This is a genomic window from Shewanella sp. ENK2 (assembly GCF_043568515.1).
Classification (GTDB): domain Bacteria; phylum Pseudomonadota; class Gammaproteobacteria; order Enterobacterales; family Shewanellaceae; genus Shewanella; species Shewanella japonica.
In genome coordinates this window covers 3,611,396-3,633,539 of the sequence record NZ_CP171406.1, presented here as the reverse complement: position 1 = coordinate 3,633,539, position 22,144 = coordinate 3,611,396, and the positions used below count along the sequence as shown (strand labels likewise).

The window sequence follows — 22,144 nt, the reverse complement described above, 5'->3', positions numbered from 1 at the left end:
TTCACTGAAATGTGTTGATAACTGTATTAATAAGCTTTGTTGTTGTTTCAAGTGATGTTTGAACCATCACCCACGAGACAATAACAAAGTTTACGTTACTTCTTCTCCTTCTCCACCAAACTCTTGCTGCCACTCCCTTAGTAAAGCCACAAACGCCATTGGTGCCCTATCAAGGCTATCTACAGAAATATATAAATGAAACCCGAGATGACTTTCAAGTGTCTGACAGCGATGGCCAAACATTGCTAACACGCCTCTGTAACGATCCCCATTAACGACCAAAGGAGTAAACTCAGCGCCTAGGTAGGTTTCTAAGCTTTGTAAGTCTTCATCTTGTGTCGCTGCCGTCATCAATAACGGGCGCTGCTCAGTTAACAGACCTGTCGCCAATCGTGGGGAAATATTGTCTAGAATGGGGTTAATTTTTTTGAGCTTAAAGCCAATGTAAGGCAATTCGATTAATTCAAGGTTTTGAGTCACTCTTGATACATCAATTCGCTGGATATTGTTCCACCCGATATGGACAGTACCGCGTCGATGGAAATATTCGACTCCAGCCTGTGTTAACTTAAAACTGGCACTAGGTTGGTTAATTTTAGCGATACCTAAAATTAAACTCACACTGCCAAAACCAAATAACACAATGCCGATCCCAAATAGGTGTTTTGCAGTGATAAATAACACTAGGCTGATAAATAACGCTAGCGAACCGAACACGGTTAAGGTTATACCATTACGCTTACCAAATGGACTGATTAATAATGTGTTTTCTTGAGTCATGTTGCCAACGTTTAGCTTGTAAGGATTAAAGGTTGTTATTCAAAGGTTTCAATCAAAAACCGTTTTATTTTTAGCCATTCCATCCCGACATATTCATGAATCGACCGTTGAGAAATAAACAAGTTTGAAGCGCTAAACCGCCACCAATAGCCTGTAGAACTGATAAAGTTCGTTGGCGCAGCCACTGGGAATAGATTTTCTTGGCTAAATATTTTTATCGATCTTGGCATATGAGTCGCTGAGGTAACCAGTATGAATGGTGTTTTTCCTACCAGCTGCTTCATTGCTTGTGCTTCTTCTATGGTATCTAACGCTGTTGGAAAAATAGTAATGCTTTCAGCTGGCACCCCAAGTTCAATGGCTGCACGTTTCATGATCATCGCATGGGGCGTTGGGGTAATTCCGCCGCTCCAACCACTGACGACTAAGGTACATGGTCTGTCTGCGATATCTAGCTGTCGTAGACCTTCCATCAACCTTGCAAGTGCGGTCGATGATAACTGCTGTACAGCACTGATCTCGTTATTTTCAGTATGGCCTGAGCCTAACACCATCACATAGCATTGATAATTTTCATTTTCATCATAAGCAAAAGACAGCGGAATTTCGTTCACTGAGTACCTTGACTCTAAACTATGGGATAGCGCAGCAGATACATATGAGTTACTGAAGACCAATAAGGTTGAAAAGCCTAAAAATAGACACAGCTGTCCAATAACTTTTTTATGTTTACTGCAGTAACGCCAAATGAGTAGAGCCATGAGCAAACACAAAAGTGTAAATGGTACAGGCATGACTAATTGTGAAAGTATTTTTTTAAGCCAAAACATTAAGATACCCAAAGATTATTCGCAGCAATATATTAGCTTGTTAAGGAATAGATTACTAATACCTATATGTTATCCAGTCACGCTCCATATTTCACCAACATCATATCGTCACCAATATGATGAACATAAAATTGCTTTAAGCATAAAAAAGCGACCCTATGATAAGCGTCGCTAATGTTTTTATATGCTTTGAATTTGAAGTGTAATGCCCTAAATAATCAATACAAAAACAAATCATAAAGGTTCATTAATGGCTATCTTTACCCCATAGCCACGCTGCGCCACGTACACCTGATGACGCACCAAACTGGTTTTTGACCACTATCGTGTCGCATTCACGGCCGACGACATATTTAGGCAACACCTTAGGCAACTCTTTGTAAATGGCATCAATGTTCGATACCCCGCCACCTAATACAATAACGTCAGGGTCAATCATATTGATTAAGTGGGCAAGAGAGCGTGCTAAACGGTCGATATAACGAACAAAAGCTTGAGTAGCCAAGGGATGCCCTTCAGCCATCATCTGTGAAATTTGTATTCCACTGTCAGCCTCACCTCCAGCTCGGCGAAAATCTCTTACCCAGCCAGTCCCCGAAATAAAGGTTTCAATACAATCTTTATTGCCACAAAAACACGATGTTGAGTTGAACTCATCAGGCGTCATCCAAGGTAATGGGTTATGCCCCCATTCACCGCCGATACCATTCCCCCCGCCGTGGACTTTGCCATTAATAGATAAACCACCGCCACAACCCGTTCCAATAATCACGCCAAAAACCACGCCTTTTCCTGCTGCGGCGCCATCTACTGACTCTGATACTGCAAAGCAGTTAGCATCATTGGCAACTCGTACTTCTCTATCAAGACGGGCGCTCAAATCTTTATCTAATGGATGTCCATTAATCCAAGTAGAATTTGAGTTTTTAACTAATCCTGTAAAAGGTGAAACAACGCCAGGGATCCCTACACCAACTGAGCCTGTTTGCTGAGTTTCAGCTTCAGCTTCAGAAACGAGTCCAATTATCGCATCTAAGGTTCCAGGATAATTTTTTGGGGTAGGAACACGTTTACGAAATAGCTCGCTGCCATTATCCGCTAACGCTACTAACTCGATTTTTGTCCCGCCAAGGTCAACACCCATGCGCATCATAGCTTCACTCTCCATTTAATTATAATCTATCATTTAACACGTAGATTCACGGCATTAACCCAACGAGTGATAATGAGCTGTCATGTATGACGAAGTCAGGACTGTCGCTCAAACCATTTCGGTGATGCCGCAATAAAATACGGGTTTAAAATATCTTCTTTTTGGTTGTAATCTAACGGTGCTAAATCTGGGTGGCGTAACACTTGTCCACCTGCACTTTCTAATACTGCTTGCGCCGCCGCGGTATCCCATTCACTTGTTAGCCCCATTCTTGGGTACACATCAGCTTTACCCTCTGCCACTAAACAAAATTTAAGCGAGCTGCCGACACTTTGCATCTCATGCTCACCAATATTAGCGACATACGCTGCTACGTCAGGGCTGATGTGCGAGCGACTACCAACAACAATCGGGTTTTCACTAATAGGACGTTGGCTGATATCGAGCTTAACTCGCTTATCACCTTGTTCTAGCCAAGCACCTTGATGGCAAATACCTGAATAACACGTTTCTAGGACTGGCGCATACACCACTCCAGCGATGGCTTTACCATGATGTATTAGCGCAATATTGACAGTAAATTCACCATTTCGTTTTATAAATTCTTTCGTTCCATCCAGTGGGTCTATGAGCCAATAGGTGTTCCATAATTGACGTTCTTCCCACGGAATATCTGCAGCTTCCTCACTCATGATTGGAATACCTGCAAACTGACTTTCAAGTCCTGCGACAATAACATTATGACTTGCAATATCAGCAGCCGTGACTGGGCTGTCATCCTGTTTAGTGACGACTTGCAAGTCTGAAGATGAATACACCTGCATAATGGCATTACCAGCGTCTTTAGCGATGCTGATAACTTGCTGTAACTGATTTTCTGTTATATCAAAAGGTTGATCTATTCTCTGGCTACTCAAAGGTAACTCCTTGGAAAATATCGACGATTAAGTCGTAAATAATCAACACATTATGCCATTGAACAAGGTAAATATTTATAACTATTTAGCTTGTCTTAGACATTAATCATTAGCCTTGCTAATACCGCTATTGTTACTCATTTGTAATAACAGGTTTGATAGTAAGCCAAGTCGGATAAGCTTGAAAGCCTCTAACCCTTGGCTGCATTCGTATTCAAACCTGAATGTTATTATCCTTTTAGCCACAAAATGGTGGCTAAAAGGCTGGAGTTATCCAGTGACGCTACTGTAACTAACACTTGTTATCTTAAAAGTATTGTCCCATTTATTTAACCAGCTGCACGTTATCCACCTGCATTACAACACCATTTTGATTGCCCCATGCAGGGAAAATAACTAACGGCGTATCCACTTGCGTTAATACCAAGCTTGAACCTGTATTGGCGACGAGATCAGCTAACGCAATACGGTAATGTGTCCATGCGCCAACTTCAGGCGCTGGGATGGCAAAATCTCCTGAACTACATGGATGGCCACAATCGACTTTAATATTAAAATCGCGTACTTCGCGAGGGTCTGTTATGACGTTAAGATCAAATTCGACCGCAGCAAAGCTACTGACATCTTGCTGCAAGCCTGTACTTTGAAAATACACCACAGCCTCATCGGTATTAAAACTAAACTGGTTGACAATGCCATGGTCAGCACCGACGTCTAGTTGCTCAATTGCAACGCTGCCTGATGCCGCATAATGACCAATAATAAAAGGAGCTTTTACTTCATCATCATAAATAATAAGCTCATTAGCCGTTGATACTTGATATTCATAACGGACATTATCGATTTGTAAGCTCATATTGCCTAATGGTTCAATGACAAAGGGATTTGATACTGATGCTAAATCAACGAAACTTCCTGGAGAAAACCGATTACCACTGGCAACAAGTTCCGCAATAGGTATACGGATTTCTGTCCAAGTATTCAATTCAGGTAAGCTAACACTCACATCACTAACATTCGGCCAACCACTATCAATTTTGACCAATAACTCAACGTCGTTGTCTGTGCTTAATAGATTTAAGTCAAAAACTAAAGTGCCGTTTGCTGACCAATGTGACAAATCAGCAGTAGGTGGATAACTAAAATAAGCATTACCTGTCGCGCCAACTTTATCTAGCTGAAGCACTTCCCCCTTTCCCTCAACAGTTACCGTTTGTAATGTCACCGCATTATCAGGATTGTAGCTATCAAGACTTAACCCCTCGGCGAGTCCTTCGTCATATAGTATGAATTCTGGCCCCGCACCTATATCTGTTGATGGCACAGTAATTTCAGGGGCAACATGCCCTTCAACAATCTCAGCATTGTCACCTACGCTGGCACAACCAGCCCCAGTTTCGGGTGACACACTGCACTCATAAACTCTAACGTAGTCCACTTCTAATACTTGCGGGAAAACACTTTCATCAACCCCAGTGTTATTGACATTACCCGCCCAAGTTCCACCAACTGCTAGATTTAAAATCATATGAAATGGTTGATTATAAGGAGCATCTTCCGCTGCATTAGCGAGATTACCATCACTATCGACGTATTGACTGTACCAACCTGTTGAACGTTGAGTTGCAAAGTGGACGTCATCAACATACCAACGAATTTCATCCTTCTCCCACTCAATGGCATAAACATGAAAATCGTCAGCTGGGTTAGCCCCATCAGGTAAGCTATATTCAGCGCCAGAGTACACATTGCCAGGCCAGGCTTTACCGTAATGCAAAGTGCCATGAATTTTAGCTTCGGGATCAGAGCCTTCAGTCACCACTTTAAGGTTAACCGCTTCCATAATATCGATTTCGCCGGAACCAGCCCATGGGCCATAAGCCCAATCTGTTGGCAACATCCAAATCGCTGGCCATGTACCTTGCCCTTGCGGCATTTTGGCACGGATTTCAAAACGGCCATATTTCCAGTCACCTTTGTTCGTCGAATCTAATCGTGCTGATGTGTACGCTTGCTGTTTTGACGTATCGTTTTCATCATAATTAGGATCGCCCAATGCAACAGCAGGACCACTAAAATCTTCTCGCTGTGCAGTAATCACTAACTTTCCATCAGCAACTTGGCTATTTTCGGGACGCTGGGTATAACATTGCTGCTCCTCATTGCCTCCGCCATAACAATTATATGCGAGGTTCCACTTGTCTAAATCGATAGTGGTACCATCAAACTCATCGCTCCATACCAAATTCCATAGGTTTTCTTGTTCTTCGCTGTTATCGACAGGTGCCGTGTCTTCAACAACATCTGTGGCACTGTCAGAGCCGCATCCTAATAACATGGCTGCAGCGAGACTCACACTTGTGATAGTTAAAACTGATGCTCTTTTTTTCATTTTCCCCCAAGGAATACTCAAAAAACACGAAAAAAGATCCAGCAAAATCCCCTACAAAATTAATTGCAAGTTCACAACAGTGCAGGAATAACTTGCCAGCTAGCATTATGCTAGCCGACAAAACAAAAATTATATTAGGCGTCTGGGCAGGTTATTGTGGCTGTTTCTGCCGCATTAGGCACAATCAATAAGTCGCTAAAGTTAATCTCAGCGCTCCCATTGGTTGCCAAATAGAAAGGTGTATTGATGTTACCGAAATTCACGTCTTTATTTGCAAAGCACTTCAAATCAACACTGATGGTTTGCCACTCACCTACAGCTGTATTTAAGGCATTAGCAATATCCACATCTGCGCGGCAATCTCGGTCACATGCAACCCCTAACATCACAGGCTGCTCAACTTTATTGGTGGTTTTAATTAACACTGACAGCGCTGAATCGGCGTTTGAGTATGCTCGTAAATCACGAGGAAAGTTACTGATTAATCCAACAAACCCAAGGCCTGTACCATTAAAACTAACTAAACGAGCATCTTCTTGAACAACTTTATCAAAAGTTCTGATCGTCACAACATCATTACTTTGAATGCTGCTACTGACAGTATCGGACGATGATTCAGTACCAATCATTAATCGCCAAGGCGCTTTTACTGCACGTTCAAACAATGCTAATGAAGTTAACTTCTCCTCTGCTGCAAAATTATCTTCTGAAAGCGCATTAGACACGTCACTCTTCTCGCCATACTTCAGGCCATAGCCATAAGCGAATAAAGGCTGATAATTTTCATCATGGACATTAACTTCTGTTTGCTGAGGTCGAGTTGGCCACGAAAATGAAAGTTTACCGGTAAAGTCATGATTTACTTTGCCGTCTTTATCACTAAATAGCACTTGTGAAACACCATCACCTTCAGTACCTGGAAGCCAAGCAGCAACAAATGCATCCGATGCATTTAGCTCAGGATTCACCCACATAGGACGACCACTGATAAAGATAGACACAACAGGAATACCTCGAGACTTAAGTGAACGAAGTAATGCTAAATCACGTTTATCACCACGTTGGTATTCAAGGTTATCAATGTCACCATTACCTTCTGCATAAGGCTCTTCACCGAATACGACAATAGCAACATCTGGTTTATTGTTTGCATCAAACTGACCATCAACATTAAGTGTTACTTGGCCACCAGCCGCTGTCACATCTTTAGCAATACCAGCATAAATAGAGGTTGCACCTGGAAAGTCTTCATTTAGATTATCGGTGCCTTGCCAAGTGATACTCCACCCGCCAGATTGCTTACCAATATTATCTGCGCCATCACCAGCGACTAAAACGTTCATTTTTGGAGAAAGTGGTAACACATTATTATTGTTTTTCAGTAAAACTAACGATTCGCGTACTGCTTGTCTGGCGACATCACGATGTGCTTTAGCACCAATAAGTTCAGTTTTACCTGAAATTTCACGGTTAGCAGGACTGGGTTTTTCGAACAAGCCAGCACGAATTTTCACTCTGAGTATACGGCTAACTGCATCATCTATTCTTGCTTGAGGGATTTCACCATTTCTCACTTGGGCAATCGTATTCTCATATAATGGTTTCCATGCACTTGTAGGTACCATGTACACATCCAACCCAGCATTTGCCGCTTGCGCACATGACTCATTAGTACAGCCATCGACTTGTCCATGACCATTCCAATCCCCTACAACAAAGCCATCAAAGCCCATTTTGTCTTTAAGCACATCATTCAGTAGGTATTTTTCGCCATGAATTTTCTTGCCTTGCCAGCTATTAAACGACGCCATGACGGTTTGAGCGCCAGCAGTCAATCCACCCACATAACCTTGAGCATGAATATCAAATAGCACTTGCTCAGAATCTAGGTTTTGTCCTTGGTCTATCCCTTTTTCAGTCCCACCATCTCCTAAGAAATGCTTCACTGTGGAAATAACATGTTGATCAGATAAAAAGTCATCTCCGACCTTGCCTTGAAGACCTTCGACGATAGCATGAGAGTAGGCTTTAACTATTTGTGGATCTTCAGAATAGCCTTCGTATGTACGTCCCCAGCGATCATCACGTACAACAGCAACCGTGGGGGCAAATACCCAATCAATACCTGTTACCATTACCTCTTTAGCGGTAATGGCGGCTATTTCACGAATTAAGTCTGGATTATTCGCCGCACCTAAACCAATGTTATGAGGGAAAAGCGTAGCGCCAATAACGTTATTATGACCGTGTACGGCATCTGTGCCCCACATAGTTGGAATTGCATTGCCATCAACACTGTCATCTATAGATGCTTGGTACATATCTTCGGCGAGTTTAATCCAATCTGCAGGCGTGGCATGTTTATCATTATTAGGATAGGCGCCACCACCATTAAGGTAAGAGCCAAATCCATAAGTACGCATATCCTCAACGGTAATATCACGGATCTCAGGTTGGATCATCTGCGCAACTTTCTGCTCAAGTGTCATTGTCGCCATCAAATCAGAAATTCGCTTCTCAAGCGCAGCGTCTTTTGTGAATGGAATCGCTAACTCCGGCCAAATAGAAATGTCACCAGAAACAGTCCCAGAAACAATCTTATTGGACGTCGTTTGTGACATTTCAGCTACAGGGGCAGGTTTATCATCACTTACCTTTGGTACTGATTTCTTTGTATCACCTTCGCCACATGCCGATAAACCCATCACGACAGCTAGCAGAGTGAGTGGCAAGGTTATTTGCTTATTTGCGAATACGTTAGTTGCCTTATCCATAATATTGCCTTTTCTATCCAATCTGCCTTCGCAGAAGATTAATTAATAAAAAACTTGTGTCATTACACTTGTGGACGCTTTGCCTTGCTGCCAATAAGGCCATAATGGGCAATAAAGGCATAACAAACTAACGGTAAAATAAACGCCATTTGAATACCAAATGAGTCAGCTAGCATGCCTTGTAGTAGCGGCACAATAGCCCCACCCACAATGGCTAAACACAGTACGCCTGAACCTTGACTGGTGTGTTGCTTTAAATCGGTCAGTGCTAAACTGAAAATCGTCGGGAACATGATTGAATTGCATAATCCAACCAACAACAGAGCCCACATCGCAGTCGTGCCCTCAGCAAGCATCGCAACTGCAACTAATAGCACGGCGCAAGTTGCATTAAAGGCGAGTACTTTACCCGCCGCAATTTTTTGCATGACTAATGCGCCAATGAAGCGTCCGACCATGGCACCACCAAAGTAATACGCAATGTATTTAGCCGCTTGCGCTTCAGTAAAGCCACCAATATCAGGCTGAGTCAAAAAGTTAATCAAAAAGCTACCAATACCCACTTCAGCGCCCACATAAACAAAAATACCTACTGCACCTAAAACAAGGTGTGGAAACTTCCAAGCACTGCCCGTATCAAAAGAAGACTGTTGGGTGTTTTGTTCACTGATACCAAGTACAGGTAGCTTTAAAACAAAGAAAATTATCGCCAGTACACACAATGCACCAGCTAACATTAAATAAGGAACTTGCACAGTACTTGCTTGATGAACGGCTTCAATGGTTGCACTTTCAACAGCAGCTGAATCATCACTGTGACTCATATTGCTAAGAATGAGGTAACTGCCAAAAAACGGCGCGACAGTGGTACCAAGCGCATTGAATGCTTGGGTCATCGTCAGTCTAGAAGAAGCGGTTTCAGCTGGGCCTAACGCACTGACATAAGGGTTCGCTGCAACTTGTAAAATTGTAATACCAGCAGCCAATACAAAAAACGCGCTTAAAAACATCCAATAAGAGGCATAGCTAGCTGATGGATAAAACATCAAGCAGCCAACGCAGGCAATAGCAAGCCCTGTCACAATGCCTTTTTGATAGCCTATTTTGCCAACTAAAGCCCCAGCAGGTACGGAAACAATAAAGTAAGCACCGAAGAAGCAAAACTGCACTAACATGGCTTGGGTGTAACTTAATTCAAACATACTTTTTAAATATGGAATTAAGATGTCATTTAAGCAGGTCAAAAATCCCCACATAAAAAATAATGAGGTTAATGCCATCAACGCAAACTTAAAGTTACCGCTTTGATGAACACTTCCCATTTCTGCAGACTCTGCATTTAATGGTGCACTGGCCATGTCATTCCCTCTTTAATTATTATCTATTTATGGTCGATGACTATCTAAGCACTGTAGCTGTACACCTTTAGTAGTACGCAGATAGGCTGTTTCAAGATTTATCTAAATCAATTATTGACCTTTTGTTAATTAATCACTAATCTCGATGTAAGCGCTTTCATTTTTAACATATCGATAACGAAAGTCAACGCTTTTTGTAAGTAATCATTGTAAAAACACTTAGGTATTTCCCTGAGTAAAAGACGCTGAAGTTTCGTTGACACAAATACGCCTGAAACATATTAAGTGAATAATAAATATGAAAATTTCTCTACCCGAAAATTCTAAAATGCACTCAAAATCATTTACGTTTGGAGTGGCAACTGCCTCTTTCCAAATTGAAGGAGCAGCAGATTCTCGCTTGCCTTGTATTTGGGATACCTTTTGTGCGACTCCAGATAAAATTCGAGATGGTTCAGACGGTAAGCAAGCCTGCGAGCACGTTGCGCTTTGGAAAGAAGATGTCAATTTAATCGAATCTTTAGGTGTCGATGCTTATCGTTTATCACTTTCGTGGGGAAGAGTGATTAACCAAGATGGCAGCTTAAATCAAGATGGGGTTAACTTTTATATCAACTTAATGGATGAATTAAACCGTCGTGATATTAAAGTGTACGTCACCCTATATCACTGGGATCTACCTCAACATATTGAAGATGAAGGTGGCTGGCTTAATCGAAATACGGCATACCTTTTTCAAGACTACGCGGACAAAATTACTAAAGCCTTAGGTGATAGAGTGTATTCCTACGCCACCTTAAATGAACCTTTTTGTAGTTCATATCTAGGTTATGAAATTGGTATTCATGCACCAGGGCTTGCTACCAAAGCTTTTGGCCGTAAATCTGCGCACCATTTATTACTTGCACATGGATTGGCTATGCAAGTGATTCAAAAAAATAGTCCCCAATCTCTTAATGGTATTGTGCTTAACTTTACGCCTTGCTATCCACTGACCCAAAGCGCAAAAGATAAAAAAGCGACACAGATTGCAGATGACTACTTTAACCAGTGGTATATCAAACCCATTATGGATGGTGAGTATCCAGCAATCATTAACGATTTTGCAGCTGGTGATAAACCCGACATTGAACCAGGCGATATGGCAATCATTAGTCAGCCAATCGACTTTTTAGGCATTAACTTTTATACCCGCGCCGTTTATCAAGCATGTAGCGACAATCAATTTGTCCAAATAGATATGAAGGATGCCCCTAAAACAGATATTGGGTGGGAAATTTATCCAGAAGCCTTCACTGACTTATTAACCAGTCTCAATAATACCTACTCATTACCTCCTATTTATATCACTGAAAACGGCGCGGCAATTGACGATCACATTGAAGATAACTCCGTTAACGATATTGACCGCCTGGAATATTATCAAGCCCATTTAAACGCTGTAAATAATGCTATAGAGCAAGGCGTGAAAGTTGATGGCTATTTTGCTTGGAGCTTAATGGACAACTTTGAATGGGCTGAAGGCTATTTAAAACGCTTCGGAATAGTGTATGTTGATTACCAAACACAAAAACGCACCATAAAGCGCAGTGGCTTAGCTTACCGTGACTTTATTAATCAACGCATTGATTAATCGATAAATACTCAAAACCCTACTTAAAAAGAATAATAACCCGAAAGAGGTTTTCAATGATTAGCGTTAAAGAGAAAATAGCCTATGGATTAGGTGATACCGCCAGTAACATCGTGTTTCAAACCGTGATGTTATTTTTAACCTTTTTCTATACTGATATTTTTGGAATTTCGCCGGCATTTGTCGGCACCATGTTCCTTGCTGTGCGATTTATTGACGCAATAACCGATCCGCTAATGGGCGCATTAACCGATAGAACCGAAACAAAATGGGGTAAGTTCCGCCCCTACCTTATTTGGTTTGCTCTGCCCTTCGGTATTATCAGTGTTATGGCCTTCACCACGCCAGATTTAGCGGAAGAAGGCAAGATGATCTATGCCTTTGTTACCTACACCGCCCTGATGATGGTTTATACCGCCATTAATATTCCTTATTGTGCATTAGGTGGCGTATTAACCGCAGATCCAAAAGAACGTGTTTCCGTCCAGTCTTATCGCTTTGTGTTTGCCATGATTGGTGGATTAATGGTGTCGGCATTAACCTTACCTTTAGTTGAATATTTCGGACAAGGTGATCAAGCTAAAGGTTATCAGCTTACGATTGCGGCAATGAGTGCCTTGGGCGTAGTGATGTTTATCTTGTGCTTCTTAGGAACCAAAGAGCGCTTACATCCTCCTAAAGATCAAAACCTCAGCTTCAAAAAAGACTTTAAATTACTCTGGCAAAACGATCAGTGGCGCATTCTTTCAATCGCTGCGATTTGGTTATTATCAGGTATGGTATTAAAAACCAGTTTAGCGATTTATTACGTTAAGTATTATTTGAATATGCCTGACTCCATTACCTTATTTATCACGCTTGGAATGATAGGTAATATTTTTGGCTGTATCTTAGCTGAGCCTTTAGCCAAACGAGTCTGTAAAGTAAAAGCTTATATTACCATTCAAATTATTGCTGCTGCGTTATGTATAGCAGCCTACTTTGTATCGGGTGAACAAGTGGAAATGGCATTTGCGCTGTTCATTATTTGGGGCTTCACCTTCAATATGGGCACCCCATTGCTATGGGCTAAAATGGCGGATGTTGTCGATTACGGCCAATACAAAACAGGCGTTAGAATTACTGGCATGATTTATTCTTCAATCATTTTCTTTATTAAGCTTGGTGTTGCAATTGGTGGCGCGGCTGCTGGTTGGTTACTGGCTTTTTATGGCTATCAAGCAGATGTAGAGCAAACAGAAGCGACACAACACGGTATTTTGATGTCATTTACCCTTTACCCTGCTGCCGGCTCTATCATCGTAGCCATCGTAATGAAATGGTATACCTTAGATAACAAAGCCGTAAGTCAGGTTCATGCTGCGATTACAGAATAACTATCAATAGGTTAATAGATAAAGCTGTTAGTATAAATTTACTCAGAATTGTATATAGTTAACAACAAACAGCCTTGATAAAATTTACACTATCAAAAGAAAATGCTGTCAAATTGGCCTGATGATTGAGTTACATTCGTCAATTTATCTGTTTTTTTGATGATTATGCTAAAAGGTTCATGCTAGTCTTATCGGCGTTTTTCGATTTTGACTAGCAAAACAAGTATTAAATAGGGATATATGGCGACTATATATGATGTATCAGTGTTAGCAGGTGTTTCGCTGGCAACGGTATCAAGAGTGATGAATAACAATACTAAGGTCAGTGAAAAAACACGCCAAAAAGTATTAAGCGCAATGGATCAGTTAGGTTATCGACCTAATACCATCGCTCAATCACTAGCGTCTAGTCGCTCAAACAGTGTTGGAGTCTTAGTCTCTCAACTTGATGGTCCATACTATGGCCCTATGATGACCGAGATTGAAACCGCGCTTCGAGCTGGCAATAAGCACGTTATTATTGCCGCTGGCCATAGTGTTGAATCACAGGAAAAAGACGGTGTCGAGTTTTTAATGAGCCGTGGCTGTGATGCGTTGATTCTAGACGTTGAAGCTGTCGATGATGAATACTTGATAAATCTACATAAAGGCAACACTCCCATTGTTCTCATTAACCGCTATATTGAAGAAATCAGTGATTGCTGTGTTTATTTAGATAATGAACTGGGCGGATATTTAGCAACCAAGCATATTTTGAGTCAAGGTCATACTGATCTTGCTTACGTTTCAGGCCCGTTATATAAGCTAGATGCTCAAGACCGTTTACTCGGACATAAACGAGCGTTAAAAGAGTTCAATGTCGACTTTAATAAGACATTATTTTATGAAGGTAACTTCCGTGAATTTGGCGGCAGTGATGCGATGAATCATTTATTAACCATCGATAAGCCTTTCACAGCGGTGGTATGTGCCAGTGATCAGATGGCTTCAGGAGCGATTGCAGTTTGCTTAGAAAGAGGCATGAAAATCCCTCAAGAACTCTCTTTTGTTGGCTACGATAATATTCCTTTTCCACAATATATTTCACCAAAGCTCACCACAGTGAACAACCCCATCCATGAAATGGGTAAAATGGCTGCTTTTTGGGTGCTTAAGCATGTATATAATGACCCTAAAGCGATAGTCGAAAACACCTTCATCCCGCAACTGATAGTGAGAGACTCTGCGACATCACCACACAAGTAACCTTCGAAATTGAAGACGTTAAGGGAGTAGTCTAACTCGCTATTCCCTCATATACTGTTTCTCTATACGTTTTATATTACCCCGATAACCTTAATACTATGCCAATATCCTCTCTGCTATTCCTTTAAACAGTTAGAGTTTCCGTAGTAATGAGTACAAGCACAACAGGCATCTCGCCTATCATGATACCCAAAGGTGTTAATATCACCCTCCTTTATCGTTTACTCGCTACCGCTTTATTCCCTATAACCTTCTACTCGCTTTACCGTTATACACTCTGCACTCTGCACTCTGCACTCTGCACAGATTACTCTACCTAAGTTCTCTGCCCTGGCACTGTTATTTTTCAACCGTGTTAATTTCGGTTATTCACTTATCAGGCTTAGTACTCAAGAGCGAACTGACTGATTAATTGAAGCTCAAAAGTGCTTCAGCGTTGCCCAGAGGCTAACGTCTCTTATTAGGTGCCCAAAGTAGCCAGCTGAAACATGAGTAATCGCACCAAATAACGGGCAAAGAAACCTTAAATCGGAACCAGTTAAATCAGTATATTGTCTTGATTTAAAAATGATGATTTTAAATTTGCAACAAACCAAACTCCCTACCTTAAAATTTACAATAAAAATGTAAGCGCTATCACAAAAATATTTCTTTTTTATTTCAACAAAAAAAAGCACAAAAAATTAAATTAAACCAATTAAAACAATAAACTAAAAAATATCACTTTATCCATTTACAAAAACAAGGTTAACAAGTTGTGACTTTTTGTCGTAATTATTGTTGACGCTGTTAACAAATTAATCTAGTTTTATGTAAGCGCTTACATTAACTTTTACATAAAGGCTTTTAAAAGCGTTTACAAATGATGAATAAAACACATTACGTGAATGCGTAATCCGAATAAAAAATCAGAGAGTAGTAGCCTGAGATCTAGTCGAGGGGAGACTTAGATGAAATCTAGAACATTCAAAAAGACCAGAATTGCCACTAGTTTGTCGGTAGTACTGAGTGCAAGCACCATGATGCCTGCATTTGCAGCAGACGAAGTCGCTGCAGATGAAAACATCGAGGTGCTTCAGGTCACTGGTATTCGTGGAAGCTTAATTAAATCAATGGATTTAAAAAGAAGCTCTGACGGTATCGTTGATGCGATTAACGCAGAAGATATTGGTAAATTCCCGGATAGTAACTTAGCAGAATCTCTGCAACGTATTACTGGTGTATCTATCGACAGACAAAATGGTGAAGGTAGCCGAGTGTCTGTTCGTGGTTTCGGTGCAGACCAAAACTTGGTTATGCTGAACAATCGTCAAATGCCAGTAACCACAGGTTCGCGCTCATTCGACTTCGCCAATATTGCTTCTGAAGCAATTAGCGCTGTTGAAGTTGAAAAAACCAGCCAAGCGAAAAACTCAACGGGTGGTATCGGTGCAACCATTAATGTTCTAACTCATCGCCCTTTAAGCTCTCCAGGTCTTAAAGCCACATTTGGTGTTAAAGCCGTTGATGACACATCAACAGATGAAGGCTCTGTAACACCTGAATTATCAGGTTTATATTCAAATACCTTTGCTGATGGCAAATTTGGTATCTCTATTTCTGCAAGCTACCAAGAACGTGAAAGTGGTAATCAGCAAGCTCAAGTAGGTACAGGCTGGCGTAGTTTCCCTGGTATTGTTGACCAAGATTGGGGCGGCGATAACGCTGAATGGGGTGGTGTTCCAAAAGATGATAATCAAATCAACCGCCCAGGCGAAGATGACGTATATGCAGTTCCTCAAACCACAGTATACCGTTTTGAAGAGCAACAACGTACCCGTACAAATGGTCAATTAGTACTGCAATATGAGCCAATTGATTCATTACGTGCAACTTTAGATTACACCTACATGCAAAATGATATTGATACCCAATCTCATGATGTTTCTGCATGGTTTAACTTCGTACCAACACAAGAAAGTACTTGGTCTGACGGCCCAGTATCTTCTCCACTTGTTTACTCTGAAACTTACCCTGATGGCGGCGCCGATTTATCAATGGCAGCTGGTGATTACGGTACCCGAGATGAAAGTGGCTCATTAGGCTTTAACTTAGAGTGGGATGCTACTGATAATTTATTCTTATCATTGGATTACCATACTTCAGAAGCTGAACGCTCACCAAACAACAAAAACGGTAGTAACAGTAACTTAAGTACAGCAGCATTTATTCGTACAAGTGCAGCGACTGACTTTACTGGTGATGTACCCGTTCTCGCTGTGGGTGGCGGTAATGCTGTTCGCCCTGAAGATATGCGCGTGACCGGTTCCGTATTTGGTAATGCACGCAATAAATCTGAAATTGAACAATTACAAATTAACGGTACTTACGTATTTGAAGAAGCGGGTAGTATTGATTTCGGTATCGCTGCAACTGACGTTAATAACCACTCTCAATCAGTTAACGTTCAACGTAATGACTGGGGTGGTGTAGGTGCTGAAGGCGACTTTGACCCTTCATGGTTCCCTGCAGATAGTGTTCAAGACAAGTTTGATGGTTCACAAGGTGACTTCTCTGATTATCAAGGTTCTGCCTCTATTGACCCACAAGACGTTATCTTCTTATGGGACTTTGAAGCAGTAAGAGCACGTGCTGCTGAATTATATGGCTCAACGGCGATTGGTGATTGTGGTAATGGTTTCTGCCCATCGACTGATTACGCTAGCGATACTGACCGTTTCACTCAAGAAGAATCTCAATCTGCTTACGTACAATATAACTACGAAGGCGAGCTTGGTGATATGCCATTTGATGTTCACTTAGGTTTACGTTACGAGAAAACCGATGTTGAATCTAAGTCTGCAGTATCATCTTACGATCAAGCTACTTGGATTGCGGAAACTGAGATTGCTCTAGAAAGTACAACGGCTGATAACCGCGTATTTGGTACTCAAACAGGTTCATACGATTACTTACTACCAAGCTTTAACTTCAACATTGAAGTGGTAGAAGATATCTATTTACGTGCAGCTTACAGTGAAACCATTGGTCGTCCAGATTATACCTCTATTCAAGGTGGTACGTCGGTAGGCACACTCGCTAACCGTGGTGGTGGTAGTGGTGAAAGTGGTAACCCAAGTTTATTACCGCTTGAATCAACTAACTATGATTTCTCTGGTGAGTGGTATTACGCTGAAGGCAGTTATGTTTCTGTTGGTTACTTCCGTAAAGACGTAACAAACTTCATTGATAGTAACCCTGTTAATTCAAATATCTACAACATTCCGGATCCATCAAATGGTGTTTACGTTCAAGAAGCCATTGCTGCAGGTGCAACAACCGCAATTGAGCAACGCCAGTGGATTTATGATAACTACGGCGCAACAGATCCAAACGTTACGTTAAACCCTGATAACGGTAATATCGAAATTACAGGTAACCCTGGTGACCCTGATTTAAATTTCGTGATTACCACACCGTCTAACAGCAGCGACAGCTCAGTTATTGATGGTTGGGAGTTTGCGGTACAGCACTTCTTTGGAGAGTCTGGTTTCGGTATGCAAGCTAACTACACGTTAGTGAATGCGGGTGATTCTTATGACAACTTCAACTTAAACCGTCCAGGTGATGAGCCGCAAAACGTATTAACTAATATCAGTGATACAGCTAACGTTGTTGCTATCTATGAAAACTACGGTTTCTCAGCTCGTCTTGCTTGGAACTGGCGTGATGAGTTCTTGAACTCAACTGGAGACGGTACAGGTGCTAACCCATCTTACACTGAAGAATACTCGCAAGTTGACTTCAATATTGGTTACGACATCGCCGCAGTTGAAGGCTTAACAGTATTCTTCGAAGGGTTAAACATTACTGAAGAGAATACTCGAACTCATGGTCGTTCAAGTACTCAAGTACTTAACTACACACAAACAGGAGCTCGATACAGTCTTGGCGCTCGTTATACATTCTAACGTGTGCACCTTTTGCAAAATGTAAACTAAGGTCGTTTGAGGTGACTATTATGGTCACCTCTTTTTTAAGCTACATCCGTTAGCAACAAGGACGTTGCACCTTTTTTAAATTTCATTTTGATTTTTATTAATACAAATTATTACGCTATACCTCTTGTAAGTGATTGAAAAATATTCAATGCTAAATAAACTCAAAACCACATTAATCTTAGTAACAAACATTTCAATACAGCCTTAACGATAAAACAAAACAATAATAGGCAGATTATGGAACACGCGATAAGAGACATCATTATTGTTGGCGGCGGCACTGCGGGATGGATTACCGCTGGCATTTTGGCTGCTGAACATAACGCTGACAATGGCAAATTATCGCCCTCCCCTAAGCTCAACATTACATTAATTGAATCACCAGATGTTGCCACTATTGGTGTTGGTGAAGGCACTTGGCCTTCAATGCGCACGACGCTGAAAAAATCGGTATCAGTGAAACTGAGTTCTTAATCAGCTGCGATGCAAGCTTTAAACAAGGCTCTCGTTTTATCAATTGGACCCATAGCCCAGACGCTGATCTAACCAAGCAACCCCGAGATCATTACCTTCATCCATTCAGTTTGCCAATTGGCACTAACGAAATTGATTTATGCCCTTTTTGGCTGCCTCACCGTCAACAAGTCAGTTTTGCTGACGCTGTTGGACAACAAAATCAACTGAGTATGCAGGGCTTGGCACCTAAACAAATTACTACCGGTGAATACCAGTTTCAAAACAACTACGGTTACCATCTCAATGCGGGTAAATTTAGTCAGTTGCTGCAACAACACTGTACCGAAAAGCTCGGTGTGACTCATATTCAAGACCATGTCAGCGATATTCAAAAAGCTGAGAATGGCGATATTCGTTCATTAGTCACTCAACATTCAGGCGAGCAGACAGCAGACTTATTTGTTGACTGTACAGGGGTAAAATCTTTGCTACTCGGTGAGCAAATGCACGTACCGTTTGTATGTCAAAAATCAGTGTTATTTAACGATTCAGCGTTAGCGATTCAAGTCCCTTACCCAACTGATGATACTGAGATTGCTTCATGCACTCATTCAACCGCGCAAACCAATGGTTGGATATGGGATATTGGCTTGCCGACAAGACGTGGTGTGGGCCATGTGTATTCATCTAGCCATACTGACCAAGCGCAAGCTGAACAGCAATTGATTGACTACTTAAGACCCAGTGTCAATGTTGACCTCGATAACCTTGATACTAGAAAACTATCAATAGCACCAGGTCACCGAAAAATTTGCTGGAAAAACAATTGTATGGCAATTGGTATGGCATCGGGCTTTATTGAGCCGTTAGAAGCCTCTGCATTAGCATTAGTTGAATGGAGCGCCAATACCTTAGCGCAGCAACTACCTGCCAATAGACAAGTTATGGATATTGTTGCCAGTAGAGTCAATCAACGATTTTCTCAGCATTGGCAACAAATTATTGAATTTTTAAAGTTACATTATGTATTAAGTCAGCGCAGCGATAGTGATTATTGGCATGATCATCGAGAGTCATCGACCATACCAGAATCATTGCAACAGCAGATAGCTCTATGGCGAACCCAAACGCCCAATAAGCATGATATTCAGCACACTGACGTGTTATTTCCCGCTGCAAGTTTTCAGTTTGTATTATACGGAATGGCGTTTGAGACCCATGTGCCAACTCACCTAAAACCAACGCTTCAACAGCGTGCTCAGCAATTGTTTACTGAAAATATCAAGCGAACCCAGGGATTAAAGCAAATCCTGCCAACCAATCGCGAGCTGCTCAATAAAATTCGTCAATATGGCTTGCCCCATATTTAGCAACAAGATAACAATAACTGTTTTCTTTTGAACAATTGAAAAACAGCAAAAACCAATAATATTTGATTAGGATGTCAGCATGAACAAACCAGTATTACTCAACAGTGTCGATCATAAAGATATTAAAATTATTACCGAACGCTCAGAAAAGTACGGTGATAACCTATGGTATACAGTGACTTTTCCAGCTGAATTCAGAAGTGTTCAAGCGCACTATCCCATCTTTTTTCAAAAAGACAGTAATACAGGTCAGTTTTACTCTGTTGCCATGTTTGGTTTTCAACATAAAGAGAATTTGTTTTTACAAGATGGCAAATGGCAAGCATCTTATATCCCGCTTACCGTTCGTCGTCAGCCATTTTTAATCGGCCAACAAACTATTCAAGAAGACGGTGTAGAGCAAGTACAACGTGTGATTCACCTTGACCCTAATCATCCTCGTATTAATGAAACTGAAGGTGAGCCGCTATTTTTTCCATACGGCGGTAATACACCGTATTTAGATGAAGTCGGTGAAATGCTTGAAGTGATCCATCATGGGTTAATTGACAGTAAACAGTTCATTGAAACACTCATCAAGCTAGAACTGCTTGAATCATTCACTTTAGATATTGAACTTGATAATGGCGCCAAACACCAAATGATAGGTTTTTACACCATCAATGAAGAAACCTTAGCAAGCTTACCTGCCGAAACTTTAGGTGAGCTGCATCAAAACGGCTATTTGAACGCAATTTATATGACATTGGCATCACAATCCAATATCAGACAATTACTCAACTTTAAAAATGCACAATAGATAGCAATGTCTCGTTAGGATTATTTAAAAGGTTGTAGTCAATGGAAAAAAAGCAGGCAGTCAGGGTCATTGATAACACTGAAATCAGTCATATTTTAGAAGTGATTGATAACACAGATGAGCCTGTGATTTTTAAAGGCGCATGTGCCCATTGGCCTATTGTGCAAGCAGGACAACAAAGTGCAGAAGCCGCAGCACAATACTTACTGACATTTTATCAAGAAGCACCAGTTACCGCCTATTATGTTTCCCCGGAGCATAAAGGGCGTGTTTTTTATAACGAGCAAGTCAATGGTTTTAACTATCAAGCAGCGCAGCTAAACTTACGCCAAGTCATTGATAAGCTATTTACCCATAAAGACGATGCCTTTCCACCCAGTATTTATATGGGATCAACAGAAATTAATCAGTTTCTGCCAGGGCTTGCTGCTGAAAACAGTCTAACATTTGACAAGATTCATCCTCTGACAAGTGTGTGGTTAGGCAATCAATCTCGTATTGCGGCGCATTTTGATTTTCCTCAGAATCTAGCCTGTAACGTTGTGGGAAAGCGAACATTTACCTTATTCCCTCCTGAGCAAGTAGGTAATTTATATACTGGCCCAATGGAATTTGCACCCGGCGGCCAAGAAATCAGTATGGTGGATTTTGATAATCCTGACTTTGAAAAATTCCCCAAATACCAACATGCCCTCAACGCTGCTCAAACTGCCGAGCTAGAGCCTGGCGATGTACTGTATGTTCCAAGCATGTGGTGGCATCAAGTCAGTGGTATCGAAGCTTTTAATGTACTCATTACCCATTGGTGGCGAGATACACCCGCTTACCTAGGAAGACCCAATAACGCCCTAGCACTGGCAATGCTCAGCTTACGCTCTTTACCTAAAGCGCAACGACAAGCTTGGAAGGCGCATTTTAATCATTATATTTTTGACCATGATGACGATGACGTATCGCATATACCTGAGTCAGCTCAGGGCATGCAAACTAAGCCACTGGATGAATTAAACGCACGTAAGTTAAGAGCAGACTTAATAAACAAGCTCAAGCGGTAATCGCCTCTGTGATACTAATGTGCGGC

13 protein-coding genes and 1 pseudogene are annotated in these 22,144 nt (G+C 41.3%); 7 read left to right on the top strand and 7 right to left on the bottom strand.

What is annotated here, in order from left to right:
- Positions 1 to 90: 90 nt before the first annotated feature.
- The 7 genes from ACGEDC_RS15920 to ACGEDC_RS15890 all read right to left on the bottom strand — a co-directional run bounded on the left by ACGEDC_RS15920 (position 91) and on the right by ACGEDC_RS15890 (position 10,204).
- Positions 91 to 780, bottom strand: coding sequence for a DUF2982 domain-containing protein (locus ACGEDC_RS15920; protein ID WP_080915360.1), 690 nt, complete (start codon positions 778 to 780; stop codon positions 91 to 93).
- A gap of 35 nt (positions 781 to 815) precedes the next feature.
- A complete protein-coding gene (locus tag ACGEDC_RS15915; protein ID WP_345742582.1) occupies positions 816 to 1,394 on the bottom strand; it encodes a YdcF family protein in 579 nt (192 codons plus the stop codon).
- Between the two features lie 463 nt (positions 1,395 to 1,857).
- Positions 1,858 to 2,763: a fructokinase gene (gene mak, locus ACGEDC_RS15910; protein WP_394494410.1), complete on the bottom strand. Its 906-nt coding sequence runs from the start codon at positions 2,761 to 2,763 to the stop codon at positions 1,858 to 1,860.
- A 95-nt stretch (positions 2,764 to 2,858) separates the two neighbouring features.
- A complete protein-coding gene (gene cysQ, locus ACGEDC_RS15905) occupies positions 2,859 to 3,680 on the bottom strand; it encodes a 3'(2'),5'-bisphosphate nucleotidase CysQ (RefSeq protein WP_247663127.1) in 822 nt (273 codons plus the stop codon).
- A gap of 325 nt (positions 3,681 to 4,005) precedes the next feature.
- Positions 4,006 to 6,072, bottom strand: a complete 2,067-nt coding sequence (locus ACGEDC_RS15900) for a family 16 glycosylhydrolase (RefSeq protein WP_394494407.1) — start codon at positions 6,070 to 6,072, stop codon at positions 4,006 to 4,008.
- Between the two features lie 134 nt (positions 6,073 to 6,206).
- Positions 6,207 to 8,846, bottom strand: coding sequence for a glycoside hydrolase family 3 protein (locus tag ACGEDC_RS15895; protein WP_394494405.1), 2,640 nt, complete (start codon positions 8,844 to 8,846; stop codon positions 6,207 to 6,209).
- Positions 8,847 to 8,908: 62 nt separating this feature from the next.
- On the bottom strand, positions 8,909 to 10,204 hold the full coding sequence (locus ACGEDC_RS15890; RefSeq protein ID WP_394494403.1) for a sugar MFS transporter: 1,296 nt from the start codon (positions 10,202 to 10,204) through the stop codon (positions 8,909 to 8,911).
- A gap of 298 nt (positions 10,205 to 10,502) precedes the next feature.
- Between ACGEDC_RS15890 and ACGEDC_RS15885 the strand changes: the two genes are divergently transcribed.
- The 7 genes and pseudogenes from ACGEDC_RS15885 to ACGEDC_RS15855 all read left to right on the top strand — a co-directional run bounded on the left by ACGEDC_RS15885 (position 10,503) and on the right by ACGEDC_RS15855 (position 22,118).
- Entirely contained in the window at positions 10,503 to 11,837 is a 1,335-nt protein-coding gene (locus ACGEDC_RS15885) for a GH1 family beta-glucosidase (protein ID WP_394494401.1), read from the top strand.
- A gap of 56 nt (positions 11,838 to 11,893) precedes the next feature.
- A complete protein-coding gene (locus ACGEDC_RS15880; protein WP_394494399.1) occupies positions 11,894 to 13,213 on the top strand; it encodes a glycoside-pentoside-hexuronide (GPH):cation symporter in 1,320 nt (439 codons plus the stop codon).
- A 240-nt stretch (positions 13,214 to 13,453) separates the two neighbouring features.
- A complete protein-coding gene (locus ACGEDC_RS15875; protein WP_394494397.1) occupies positions 13,454 to 14,458 on the top strand; it encodes a LacI family DNA-binding transcriptional regulator in 1,005 nt (334 codons plus the stop codon).
- Positions 14,459 to 15,408: 950 nt separating this feature from the next.
- Positions 15,409 to 18,408 carry a TonB-dependent receptor gene (locus tag ACGEDC_RS15870; RefSeq protein WP_065109172.1) on the top strand — a complete coding sequence of 1,000 codons (3,000 nt, stop codon included), beginning with the start codon at positions 15,409 to 15,411 and terminating at the stop codon, positions 18,406 to 18,408.
- A 267-nt stretch (positions 18,409 to 18,675) separates the two neighbouring features.
- Positions 18,676 to 20,264: pseudogene (locus ACGEDC_RS15865) on the top strand (tryptophan halogenase family protein).
- 79 nt (positions 20,265 to 20,343) lie between these two features.
- A complete protein-coding gene (locus tag ACGEDC_RS15860; protein WP_192022444.1) occupies positions 20,344 to 21,063 on the top strand; it encodes a SapC family protein in 720 nt (239 codons plus the stop codon).
- A gap of 41 nt (positions 21,064 to 21,104) precedes the next feature.
- Positions 21,105 to 22,118, top strand: coding sequence for a cupin-like domain-containing protein (locus tag ACGEDC_RS15855; protein ID WP_080915351.1), 1,014 nt, complete (start codon positions 21,105 to 21,107; stop codon positions 22,116 to 22,118).
- The last annotated feature ends 26 nt before the right edge of the window (positions 22,119 to 22,144 follow it).